This is a genomic window from Nocardioides sp. dk884 (genome assembly GCF_009557055.1).
In the GTDB taxonomy this organism is placed as follows: domain Bacteria; phylum Actinomycetota; class Actinomycetes; order Propionibacteriales; family Nocardioidaceae; genus Nocardioides.
Map to the genome: position 1 here is coordinate 1,634,241 of NZ_CP045649.1, position 11,901 is coordinate 1,646,141.

Sequence of the window (11,901 nt, forward strand, 5' to 3'; positions counted from 1 at the left end):
ATTCTCGTCGTGCAGGTCTGCTCTATTGGACAGTGCTCGCCAGCCTCGTCTTCCTGGTCTTCATGGAGAAGTTCGGGCGCACCACCACCGACACCCGACTGGATCTCACCGACGCTCCGGGCACGTTCCTGCGTGACGCGCTGAGCCTGTGGAACCCGCGGGTCTCCATGGGCGAGCTGCAGAACCAGGCCTACGGCTACCTCTTCCCCCAGGGGCTCTTCTTCTGGGCCGGCGAGCTCGCCCAGGTGCCGGGCTGGGTGGTCGAGCGGACCTGGTCGGCGCTCCTGCTGGTGGTCGCCGCCGAGGGCGTGCGGCGCCTCGCGCTGGCCATGAGCCTCGGTCCGTGGGCCGCGATGGTGGCCGGCCTGGCCTATGCCCTCACCCCGCGCCACGTCACCGAGATCGGCGTGCGCAGCGCGGAGATCCTCGCCGGTGCCGTGCTGCCCTGGGCGCTGCTGCCGATCGTGCTGGTGATCCTCGGCAGGATCCGACCCTGGCAGGCCGCGGTCCTCTCGCCGGCGGCCTACCTCTTCGCAGGCGGCGTGAACGGCACGGTGACGTTCTATCCGACGATCCTGCTGGGCATCGTCGTGCTCTGGGCGTGGGCGACACGGCGGGTGCGCTGGACCTTCGTGCTCGGCTGGGGATCGGTGATGGTCCTGGCCAACCTGTGGTGGGCGGTCTCCCTGCTCCGGCTGGGCGTCTACAGCCCGCCGTTCTATGACTTCGTCGAGGCCGCGAGCACCACCACCGACACCGCCGGCATGGCCTCTGCGCTGCGCGGCACCAGCAACTGGGTGCCCTACGTCGTGATCAACCGGCAGGCGTGGTGGCCATCCGGCTGGGACCTGCTCACCGACCCGGTCCTGGTGGTCGCCACCGGCTTCCTGGCCCTGGCCGGGCTGCTGGGCCTGGTGCGGATGAACCACGCCTTCCGGACCCCCCTGCTCATCAGCGTCGTGGTCGGTCTCGTCGCCATCACGGTCTCCCACGACGGGCTGCTCTCCCCGCCTTTCGCCGGCATGGTCCGCGACCTCCTGGACGGCTCGCTGGCGCCGCTGCGCAACGTCGCGAAGGCCGACCCGATCCTGCGGGTGCCGCTGGCCCTGGGCCTCGGTGCGCTGTTGGCCGAGGTCATCGCGGTCCTGCTCCGCCCGGGTCGGGGGGCGCGGCGTCGCCGCCGGCTGCACGCGGCGCGCCGGGTGAGCGCCGGCGTCCTCGCAGCGGCCATGGCCGGCTCGCTGGCCGCCGCGGCCTGGCCGGTGGTCAACGGCAACACCCGCACCCCGGGCTGGACCGAGTTCCCGTCGTACTGGCAGGAGGCGCTCGCGCACCTCGACGAGGACGACCGCGACGGCGTGGTCTGGGTGGTCCCCGGCTCCGGGTTCGGCATCCAGGACTGGGGCTGGACGATGGAGGAGCCCATCCAGGTGACCGGCACCAGCCGCTGGGTCACCCGGTCACAGGTCCCGCTGACCCCGGCGGCGACGATCCGGATGCTGTCGCGCCTGGAGGGCTACCTGACCACGGGCAGCGGGTCGCCGTTCCTGCGCGACATGCTGGGCCGGATCGGTGTCGACCGGATCCTGCTGCGCCACGACCTCGACCAGAGCGTCGCGCAGTCCTCACCCTCCAGCGTGGTGTCCCAGGCGCTGGCGCGCTCGCCGGGGATCGAGCGGGTGGCGCTCTTCGGCTCCCTCGACTTCGGCCCGGCGATCGAGGTCTTCGAGGTGCGGGGCGATGAGTCCGCCGACCGGGTACGCATCCGCGACACCGCCGACGCGGTCACGGTCGCCAGCTCCGTCGAGGACGTGATCGACGCCGTCGGCGCAGGCCTCGTCACCGGTCGACAGGCCGCTGTCGTCGCCGGACAGCCCGGCTGGGACCGTCGCGTCGACGTCCAGGGCGATGCGCTGCGCCTGCGGGAACGGGCCTTCGGCCGGGTCAACGACGCCGAGAGCAACGTGATGACGCCCGAGGAGCCCTACCGCGGCGAGCGGGTCGTGCCGAACTACCCGGTCCCGGACGGCGCCGAGCCGGTGGTCGCGCGGTACTCCGGGATCGCGGGCGTCCGCTCGTCCTCCTCGACCGCCTACGTCGACACGCTCGGCGTCGTACGTCCGGAGACCGCGCCGTGGGCGGTCCTCGACGGCAACCCCGACACCTATTGGCTGAGTCAGCCGTACGTCGGCTCCGAGGGGCAGTGGGTCGAGGTCGAGCTCGAGCGCCCGCGCCGGGTCGGCCGGGTCGTGCTGCGCCACCCGGTGACCCCGATCGGCATCAGGCACCCCGAGCGCTGGAAGGTGACAGCGGGTGACGTCGAACGGATCGTGACCCCGGACCCCCTGACCGGCGTCGGGCGGGTGGACTTCGGCGAGCACCGCGCCTCGAGCGTGCGGGTGACGGCGCTCGACACCCCGGACGCCACGGCGTCGATCGGCCTCGCCGAGCTGGAGATCGGCGGCCTGCGCGCCGAGCGCACGATGGTCGTGCCGCCGGTGGACCTCGACGCGCGGGCGGACTTCGTGTTCGGGACCCAGCCGGAGACCCGCACCTGCTTCACCACGCTGCTCGGCCCGGACTGCGACGTCTACCGGGCCCGGCCGAGCGAGGAGGCCACCGGCATCGACCGGACCCTCACCGTCCGCAAGGCCGGCGAGTGGCGCCTGGGCGCGACCGCCATCGCCGCGTCCGGGCCGGCGAGCGCGAACCTCCTGACCCCGTTCCTGGGCGTGCAGGTCGCGGCCAGCTCCTTCCTGGGGTCGGACCCGGCGGTGTCCCCGCGGATGGTGCACGACGGCGAGCCGACCACGTCGTGGATCTCCGACCCCCGCGACCCGCGGCCGGAGCTGCGTCTGGATCTCGGTCGTGAGCGGCGTGTCGACACCCTCGACATCTCCAGCTCGGGCGAGCTCGTCACCCGGCCCCGCCGTGCCGTGCTGGTGGGGGACGACGGCGAACGCCGCACGGTCGACCTCGGCTCCAGCATCCGGGTGGCGCGCGGCTTCGCGCCCATGCGCACCTCGACGCTCAGGATCATCTTCGAGCGCGCGGAGGGCGCGGTGCGGCCGATCGGCATCTCCGAGCTCTCCCTCGGGGACGTCCCGGTGACGGTGCCGATGGACGGCAGCACCGTCACCGGCGCCGCCTGTGGATTCGGTCCGACGCTGGTGGTCGACGGCGAGAGCTACCCGACCCGCGTGCGGGGCGCCATGGGAGCGGTGTACGGCAACGGGCTGCTCGCCGTCGAGCCCTGCGGGAAGCGCCAGCGGATCCGCCTCGACGCGGGGACCCACCGCGTCGAGCTGCGCTCCTCCGCGCAGTTCCAGCCGATCCAGATGCGGCTGGAGGCTGTCGAGGAGACCGCTGAGCCGCGGGCCTCCCGCAAGGTCGAGATGCTGTCCGCCGAGCGCACCGAGATGGCGATGCGGGTGAGCGACGGCGAGGAGGCGATCCTGTCGCTGCCGCAGAGCACGAACATCGGCTGGGTGGCCCGCGCCGGTGACCGGGTGCTCGATCCGATCGAGGTGGACGGCTGGGCGCAGGGCTGGATCGTCCCTGCGGACGTGTCCGGCGACATCACCGTGACCTTCGATCCCCAGGACTCCTACTTCCGCAACCTCGTGCTCGGTCTCGGCGTGGCCGCCGCAGTGCTCCTCGCCGGGATGGTCGCGCTGGTGCAGGTGCTCCGGCGCCGCCGCGAGCCCGGTGCCGCACCGGAGACCGAGCCCGAGCTCCCGGGCTCGGAGCGGCCCGTCGCCTCGTGGTACGCCGCCTCCGCCGTGCTGGCGGTGGGCCTCATCGCGTTCGTGCTCGGACCCCTCGTCGCGGCGGGCGCGGCGCTCGGCGTCCTCCTGCGGCGCCGCACCGTGGCGTTCGAGGTGCTCGGGCTGGTCCTGATCGGCGCCGGGCTCGTCGTGGCGGTCGCCGCGAGCACGGGGAGCTCGCCGGGGACACCTCCCGCGGCCGACCTGCTGACCGGCGCCGGCGCCGGGGTCGTCCTCGCCGGTGCGCTCGCCGGCACCAGGCCGGCGTACCACCGCGGTCGGCGCCGGGCGACGGCGCGGCCCGTGGCCCAGCGGTGAGACCGTCACGCGCCGCGACCGACCGCTGGGTGGACCTCGCGGTCGGGCTCGCGCTCACCCTCGTCATCCTCGGTCCGCTGCTGCTGGGGCGAGGGTTCTGGCTCTTCGGAGACATGGTCTTCGTGCCGGAGCAACCCTGGAAGGACGCCTGGCTGGGTCTGGACGGGCAGCTGCCGCGGGCGGTGCCGATGGATGCATTGATGTCGGCCCTGACCGCGGTCGTGCCCGGTGACCTGGTGCAGAAGGCCGTGCTGCTGGGCGTCTTCCTCGCCGGGGCGCTGGGTGCCGGCCGGCTCGTGGCCGGGCACGCGTGGTACGCCCGCGCCGCCGCGATCACGCTCTTCGTGTGGAACCCGTGGGTCCACGAGCGCCTGCTCATGGGGCAGTGGGCGATCCTGGCGGGCTACCTGCTGCTGCCCTGGGTGGCGCACGCGGCGCTGCGCGCCCGACGCGATCTGCGCGACGGGATGCCGCCACTGGCGGTCGCGCTGGTCCTGAGCGCCGTGTGCAGCCCCTCCAGCGGCCTGATGGCCGTGCTCGTCGCGGTGGTGCTCGCGGCACGCCGGACCCGGGCCCACGTCCCGGTGGTGCTGGGGACCGGGCTGGTCGCCAACCTCCCCTGGCTGGTCCCGACGCTGGTGGCCGCTCGCGGGAGCGAGGTGACGGTGGCGGGGGTCTTCGAGGTGTTCGCCCCCCGGGCCGAGTCCGCGGCCGGGGTCTGGGCCAGCCTGCTGTCCCTGGGCGGGACCTGGAAGTCCGCGGTCGTGCCGCCGGAGCGCACCGAGGCGCTGGTGGTGCTGCTGGCCTGCGGACTCACCCTCGTCGCCCTGCTCGGCGTACGGCGGGCGGGGCGCGGCTCCGACGAGCGGCGCCTGCTGGTGCTGGCGGGGGTCTCGCTGCTGCTCGCGGCGCTTCCGGTGCTGCCGGGAGGCACCCGGCTGCTCGAGGCGGTGGGCGGCGTGGTCCCGGGCGCCGCCGTGCTGCGCGACTCCCAGCGCTTCCTCGCACCGGCCGTCCTGGTGCTGCTGCCCGGTCTCGCCGTCGTGGTCTCCGGCATCCGGGCCAGGGTGCGCCCGGGCCGTGAGGCGCTGTGGGGCGTGGTCGTGCTGGTGGTCGTGGCGCCCGTGCTGCTGCTGCCCAGCCTGGCCTGGGGAGCCGCCGGGACCCTGCCCCGGTCGACCTTCCCGCAGGAATGGGGGACCGTGGCCGGGATCCTCGAGGAGGAGGGCGCGGCCCGGACCGTGGTGCTGCCGTGGCGGGGCGGCTACCGCGGCTACGAGTGGAACGGGCGCCGCGCCGTGCTGGACCCCGCGCCGCGCTTGCTCCCCGGTGAGGTCGTGATCGACGACCGCACGTTCGTCGACGGTGAGGTGGTGCCCTCCGAGGACCCCCGCGTCGGTGCCGTCGACGCGGCGCTCGCCGCACCGGACCCCGCGGCAGCCCTGCGCGCCGCGGGCGTGCGCTGGGTGCTCGTCGAGCACGGGATGGGCGGGGTGGGGGACGTCCCGGAGGGCGCCGTGCGCCACGAGGGGGAGGAGCTCACCCTCCTCGATCTCGGAGCTGACGCGCCGTCGAGCGAGGCGACCGACCGCGGCGACGCCGCGCTCGTGGTGCTCGCGGATATCGCCACGCTGCTGTTGCTTTCCGGAAATGCTGCGGCCATACTGCGTCGTCGGGTGTAATGGCCGTCACCAAGGCGGCTTGCCGCTGTGAGTTCTTGGGAGGGAACCCAGCAATGAATCTTCTTATCTCCGGCATCGTCGGTGCCGTCCTGTCCTCCGTCGTGCTGATCGGGGGCGTCCAGGCCTACTCCGGCGGTGACCCCGAGTCCCTCTCCGAGAAGCAGCTCTACTCCTACTCCGACGAGTGACGCCGGTGGGGTGAGCGCCCTGCATCGCCCCACCGCCACGCCGTCTCTGCGCTCCACGCAGCGCGTCTTCGGCGACCCTGAAATGTCAGCCCGGAGGAGGTCCGGATGCTCCAGCTGGTGATACCGGCTTTCAACGAGGAGGCCCGGCTTCCGCGCACCCTGCGTGAGCTCACGCGCTACGCCACGGCCAACCGCGCGGTCCTCGGCGGCATCGAGGTCGTCGTGGTCGACAACGCGAGCACCGACGCCACCTCCCGCGTCGCCCGCGACGCCGACTGTCCTGCGCTGCCGGTCCGAGTGGTGCACTGCGCCGATCCCGGCAAGGGCGCCGCGGTCCGCGCCGGCATGGCGGTGACCACCGCCGACGTCGTCGGGTTCATGGACGCCGACGGCGCGACCCGTCTGGACGCGTTGGACGAGGGCTGGCGGCGCATCCTCCTGGGCGCGGACATCGCGATCGGCTCCCGGGCCGTGCCCGGCAGCGACACGGCCGTGCGACACAGCCGGCTGCGCGAGCGCGGGGCCCGCGCGTACCGCTCCTGCACCGCACGCCTCGTCCCGGGCATCGTCGACACCCAGTGCGGGTTCAAGCTGCTGCGCGGGGACCTGGCCCGCGATGTCTTCAGCGTCCTGCGCACGCCCGGTTTCTCCTTCGACGTCGAGCTGCTCGCCCGCGCGCGTCGTCTCGGCGCTGTCATCGACGAGTTCCCCGTCGTCTGGGCCGACGTCCCCGGATCGACCTTCGACCCGGTGCGTCACGGAGCAGGGTCCTTCGTCGACCTCGGTCGCATCGCCTGGCAGATGCGGGCGGCCCGCCCCGCGACCGCCACCGTCCAGGTGATCGCGCCGCGCGCTGTGCCCTCCGCCGTACCGCCGGCCGCGGCCGGCGCCGAGTTCTGAGGATGCCCGCGACCCCGCACCCGCCCGTCCCGCCTCCGGGAGGCCTGCGCGGCCACCACGCGGTCGTGGTCAACTGGCGCGACCTCGGGCACTCCCTGGCCGGAGGCTCCGAGCGCTACGCCTGGGAGTTCGCCCGCGCGCTCGCCGAGGCCGGGGCGCGCGTCGAGTTCGTGACCGCTCGCGAGCGTGGGCAGGCGCGACGCGAGGTGTGCGACGGCATCCGGGTCCAGCGAGGCGGGGGAGCCTTCACGTTCTACCTCCACGCCGCGCTCGCCCTGCTGCGGCGGCGGCGCACGTTGTCGGTGGTGATCGATCCCGAGTGCGGCATCCCGGCCTTCTCCCCGTTGTTCGTACGCCGCGACACCGTGGTGGTGATGCCTGTGCACCACGTGCACCAGGAGCAGTTCGCGACGTACTTCCCCGCGCCGCTGGCCGCCGTCGGGCAGTGGCTCGAGCGGGTCCTCATGCCTCGGGTGTACCGGCGCCGCCGCACCCTCGCGGTGTCGGAGTCGACGCGTGCGGAGATGGTGCGTCAGCTCGGCTGGCGCGGCGAGATCGATATCCTCGCCAACGGCGCGCAGGTGCCGGACCCGGCGCTGGTGAGCGCACGCGACAAGGACCCCGACCGGGTGGTCGTGCTCGGCCGTCTGGTCCCGCACAAGCGGGTGGACCTGGTGCTGCGCGTCGTGCGCGAGCTCGCGATCGAGCGTCCCGGACTGCACCTCGACGTCTGTGGCAAGGGCCCGGACCTCGAGCGGCTGATCGGCCTGGCCCACGAGCTCGGCATCGCCGACCGGGTCCGCTTCCACGGGTTCGTCGCCGAGGAGACCAAGCGGGAGGTGCTGCGCCGCGCCGCGCTCCACGTGTGTGCCTCCGACATCGAGGGGTGGGGCCAGGTGGTGATCGAGGCGGCCGGCTGGGGGGTGCCGACCGTCGCTCGCGACGTGCCGGGGCTGCGCGACTCGATCCGGGACGGCCACACCGGCTGGCTGGTGCCGGACGAGCCCGACCTCGACCTGGTCGCGGCCCGTCTCGCCGACCGGGTGCGCTCCGCGCTGAAGGGTCTGGAGCAGCCCGAGGAGCGAGCGGTCACCATCCGCGAGTGCCAGGAGTGGGCCGGGCGCTTCAGCTGGACGCGCATGCACCGCGAGGCGCTCGCCGTCGTCCACCAGGAGCTGCGACGGGTGGGGCGCGGCTGATCCTCAGCCGGTGCCGGTCAGCGACGCGGTCAGGGTCTGGAGCAGTGCCGTCAGGGACGCGTCGTCCCACTCGCTGCGCCGCCCCCGCAGCCCCAGCACGGTGCGCTCGCCGATCCCCACCGCGCCGAGCGACAGGCCGGTCCCGCCCGCCGTGACCGGGTGGAAGGCGAGGTCGTCGACCCCGGGCGCCTGCACCTGCCCCAGATGGGAGACCAACAGGCTCGAGCCGAGGCGAGGGGCCAGGACCCGCAGCGCGGTCTCGACGACCCGGCCACCCGCGCTGCCGCCGGCCTCGACCGGCGGCTGGGTGGGCGCCTCGCGCACCAGGCGCTCGATCGCCGCCAGATCCAGGTCCTCGACTCCGCGCAGCCGCAGCAGCTCGCTGCGGTCCGCGATGCGCCGCGGCGTGCCGGGCGCGGTCTCCTCCCGACGCGCCGCGCCGATGGCGATCGCCACGTGACGAGTACGCCGGCCGGCCGCGCGGTTGTGGTGCACGAGCCCGGCGCTCGCGGCGTGCACGAGGCGTGCGGTGCCGTGGTGGCCCGGCACGCTCGCGACCGCGAACGCGTCGCCCCCTGCGGGCGCGACGCCGGGGAGCGCGAGGCGGGCGGGCGGGGTGAAGGCGACCTCGCCCAGGCGGCGTACCGCGGCGCCGAGGAACCCGCCGGCTCGGGGACGCCCCGAGACACCGCGAGCGCCCGAGGAGACGTCGGTGCCGGTCACCTCCGCCAGGACGTCGAGCAGACCGAGCCCGTCGACCCAGGCGTGGTGCGCGGACACCACGAGGTGCTGGCCGGCCATCCCCACGACCACCGGGGTCCCGTCCTCCTCGGCGAGCCGGGCCCGCAGCGCGTCCACGTCGTCGGCGCGCTCCATCGCGACCTGCCGCGCCGGTGGCCGCTCGTCGGGCCAACCGTGACGGGACACGAGGTCCTGCAGCCGCTCACCGAGCCGGTCCGCCTCCGAGGGTCCGAGCGGCGCCGCCAGGCGCGCCGTGAGGAGGATCCGCCAGCGGATTCGTGGGTCGGCGATCCAGTCGCTCATCGAGCGCTCAGCGCTTCACGGCGCGGGCGACCAGGCTGATGCCGGGCAGCCGGTGCACGGGCAGGAACCGCTCGCTGGCGACGGCGGCGCGCAGCCCGGCGTTGAGCACCGGGTGCACCTCCTCCATCTCGCTCTCGCTCTCGTTGTTCTTGCGGCGCATCCGTGCGACCGGGCGCAGCAGCACGTTCCAGGAGCGGATGTCGACGACCTCCAGGCCGGCGCCCTCCAGGAGGCTGGCCAGGTCGGCGCGCTCGTAGCGCCGCAGGTGGCCCAGCGCGACGTCGTGGCCGCTCCACAGCGCCATGCTGCACGGCACCGCGACCAGGACCCGGCCGCCGGGACGCAGCACCCGTGCGGTCTCGCTGGCCACGGCCTTGTCGTCCTCGATGTGCTCCCAGGCGTCGGTCGACATCACCAGGTCCATGGACGCATCGGCGACCGGCAGGCTCTGGGCGTCACCGCGGACGACCTTTAGGTCCCGACCGCGGGCGATGCTCGCCGCGACGGGGGAGTACTCGATGCCGGTGACATCCCAGCCGAGGTCGCGCAGCACGCCGGTGTTGCCGCCCCCGCCGCAGCCCACGTCGAGGGCGCGGCCCGGCGGGAGCGGGCGCACCAGACGTCGCACCAGCGCCCGCCGCTCGGCGTACCACCAGTGCTTCTTCTCCAAGGCCGCCGACTTGCGGATCTCCTGCGCGTCCACGCTGCGGAACACTACTGGTCGCTGGCACGGAGGGGGCCCGGATGACACGCGTCAAACCATCACGACGGTTCGGTGACGCGTGGGTTACTTCCTGGTACTCTGCCGCCGGGCCGCGTGACGTCTGTCACCTGGTGGGAGAGAAGGGGAGCTTTCATGCGTCGAGTTGTTCCAGCGGTACTCGTGGGGCTGGGGGTGTTCCTCCTCGTGGCGGCGGCGCTGTTGAAGTTCTACGCCTACCCCAAGCTTGCGGTCGCCCCCATCGACCAGAACAGCGAGACGACGTTGACGGCCGAGGGCGCGGTCATCTTCGACACCGACCCGTCGATGCTGACCGAGGTCATGGTCGACCTGGAGGCGGTGTCGACGACGCGTGGCGACGTCGACGCGAGCCAGGAGGCCAGCGATGACCTCGGCGAGGAGATCCGGGTCTGGACCGACACCCAGACGATCACCTCCGACGACGGCGTCATCCGCTCGCAGAGCCGCGGCCGGGCGGCGTTCGACGCCCACACCGGCGAGGCGGTCGACTGCTGCGGTGCGTTCAGCGAGACCACCGAGGACGAGCGCGTCTCGGTCGTGCGTGAGGGCCTGATCTACAAGTTCCCCTTCGACACCAAGAAGGAGACCTACGAGTGGTGGGACGGCACCGCCGCGACCACCGTCCCGGCGGAGTTCGTCGAGGAGACCGACGTCGACGGCCTCGCCGTCTACAAGTTCGAGGCCGACCTGCCGCCCGCCGTGGTGGGCACCCGCGAGGTCCCCGCATCGGTGGTGGGCGAGCGCGGCTCGGACAACATCGAGGCTGACGTCGTCTACGCCAACAAGCGCACCTTCTACGTCGAGCCGGTGACCGGCGCGGTGATCGACCGCGTCGAGGAGCAGCGCTCCACCCTGGCGATCGACGGCGAGGAGCGGGCGACTACCACCGAGGCCGACCTCAGCTTCACCGACGCCCAGGTCGCCGAGAACGTCGATGAGTACGAGTCCAAGGCCTCGCTGCTCTCGATGGTCAACGGGCTGTTCCCGATCCTCGGGCTGGTCCTCGGACTGATCCTGATCGCTGTGGGCCTCCTGCTCAGCCGCCGTGGCGGCGACGCCGCTCCGGCCGGCGCGGGCGCCAAGGGCGACGACACGCGGCGCGCGACCGCCAAGGTCTGAGCGCCGGGTGCCGATCGGCACCACCCAGTACCGCCCGAGACGGGGCGAGGCCACCGGCCTCGCCCCGTCTCTGCGTCTCGTGCAGGCCGGGCTCAGCCCAGCAGGTCGGCGCCGAAGATCGCGGTGCCGGGGGTGAACCGGCCCCGGGTCGCCGACCAGCCGCCCCAGACCCGGTCGTGCCCGGCGGGCCACTCGGGCTCCAGCAGCGTGGTGATCCGGAACCCGGCGCCGGCCAGCAGCGTCACCCAGTCGCCCAGCGTGCGGTGGTGCTCCACGTAGGAGACCTCGCCGGTGGCGTCGTCGACCTCGACGTACGGCGTGCGGTCCCAGTAGGGCTGGCTGGCGACCAGGCCGGCCTCGCCGGGGTCGTCGGGGAACATCCATCGCGTCGGGTGGGTGATCGAGAAGGCGAAGCGCCCACCCGGGCGCAGCACGCGAGCGGTCTCCGCGACCGCCACGTCGATGTCGCGCACGAACTGCAGCGCGCCGAAGGAGGAGAACACGACGTCGAAGGAGGCGTCGGCGAACGGCAGGTCGGTCGCGGTGCCCAGCACCGACGGCACGACGACCCCGGACTCGAGGTCGATGCGGCGCGAGTGCTGCAGCTGGCGCAGTGACAGGTCGATGCCGTAGGCGCGGCCGCCCTGGGTGCGGATCCACCGCGAGCACTGACCCGCACCGGAACCGACCTCCAGCACGTCGCGGCCGGCGACCGGGCCGAGCACCCCGGCCTCCGACTCGGTGAGGCCCTCGGGACCCCACACGAAGCCGGTGTCGCCCAGGAACTCGCCGTGGGTGGCCTGGTACTCGTCGGCGTAGCGGTCCCAGTCCGGACCGTTGGCGTGCCGGGACTCGGTCTCGCTGACGGCTCGGCGCTCGACATGCATCGGTGGAAGCGGAGAATGGTGTCGGGAGTCGGGTGCGGCGGGGTTGCCCGAGGTG

9 protein-coding genes are annotated in these 11,901 nt (G+C 73.6%); 6 read left to right on the forward strand and 3 right to left on the reverse strand.

Features of this window, described 5'->3' with window-relative positions:
- The first annotated feature begins 32 nt into the window (after window positions 1-32).
- The 5 genes from GFH29_RS07950 to GFH29_RS07965 all read left to right on the forward strand — a co-directional run bounded on the left by GFH29_RS07950 (window position 33) and on the right by GFH29_RS07965 (window position 8,054).
- Window positions 33-4,085 carry an alpha-(1->3)-arabinofuranosyltransferase domain-containing protein gene (locus GFH29_RS07950; RefSeq protein ID WP_194289003.1) on the forward strand — a complete coding sequence of 1,351 codons (4,053 nt, stop codon included), beginning with the start codon at window positions 33-35 and terminating at the stop codon, window positions 4,083-4,085.
- The gene (locus GFH29_RS07955; RefSeq protein ID WP_153322832.1) at window positions 4,082-5,767 is read left to right on the forward strand and encodes a hypothetical protein; all 1,686 of its coding nucleotides are present in this window, start codon (window positions 4,082-4,084) and stop codon (window positions 5,765-5,767) included. Before GFH29_RS07950 ends, GFH29_RS07955 begins: the two co-directional genes overlap by 4 nt.
- Before the next feature lie 53 nt (window positions 5,768-5,820).
- Window positions 5,821-5,955 (forward strand): hypothetical protein, encoded by a 135-nt coding sequence (locus GFH29_RS20805; RefSeq protein ID WP_267128536.1) that lies wholly within the window; start codon window positions 5,821-5,823, stop codon window positions 5,953-5,955.
- 105 nt (window positions 5,956-6,060) lie between these two features.
- Window positions 6,061-6,855, forward strand: coding sequence for a dolichyl-phosphate beta-glucosyltransferase (locus GFH29_RS07960; protein ID WP_153322833.1), 795 nt, complete (start codon window positions 6,061-6,063; stop codon window positions 6,853-6,855).
- A gap of 2 nt (window positions 6,856-6,857) precedes the next feature.
- Entirely contained in the window at window positions 6,858-8,054 is a 1,197-nt protein-coding gene (locus tag GFH29_RS07965; protein ID WP_153322834.1) for a glycosyltransferase family 4 protein, read from the forward strand.
- 3 nt (window positions 8,055-8,057) lie between these two features.
- On the opposite strand, the gene GFH29_RS07970 is transcribed toward GFH29_RS07965, so the two are convergent.
- Both GFH29_RS07970 and GFH29_RS07975 read right to left on the reverse strand, forming a co-directional pair.
- On the reverse strand, window positions 8,058-9,098 hold the full coding sequence (locus GFH29_RS07970) for a hypothetical protein (protein WP_153322835.1): 1,041 nt from the start codon (window positions 9,096-9,098) through the stop codon (window positions 8,058-8,060).
- A 7-nt stretch (window positions 9,099-9,105) separates the two neighbouring features.
- Complete coding sequence (locus GFH29_RS07975) at window positions 9,106-9,801, reverse strand: class I SAM-dependent methyltransferase (RefSeq protein ID WP_153322836.1); 696 nt, start codon at window positions 9,799-9,801, stop codon at window positions 9,106-9,108.
- A 153-nt stretch (window positions 9,802-9,954) separates the two neighbouring features.
- On the opposite strand from GFH29_RS07975, the gene GFH29_RS07980 reads away from it, so the two are divergent.
- Window positions 9,955-10,959 (forward strand): DUF3068 domain-containing protein, encoded by a 1,005-nt coding sequence (locus tag GFH29_RS07980; RefSeq protein WP_153322837.1) that lies wholly within the window; start codon window positions 9,955-9,957, stop codon window positions 10,957-10,959.
- Between the two features lie 92 nt (window positions 10,960-11,051).
- On the opposite strand, the gene GFH29_RS07985 is transcribed toward GFH29_RS07980, so the two are convergent.
- Window positions 11,052-11,846 carry a class I SAM-dependent methyltransferase gene (locus tag GFH29_RS07985; protein ID WP_153322838.1) on the reverse strand — a complete coding sequence of 265 codons (795 nt, stop codon included), beginning with the start codon at window positions 11,844-11,846 and terminating at the stop codon, window positions 11,052-11,054.
- Between the last annotated feature and the right edge of the window lie 55 nt (window positions 11,847-11,901).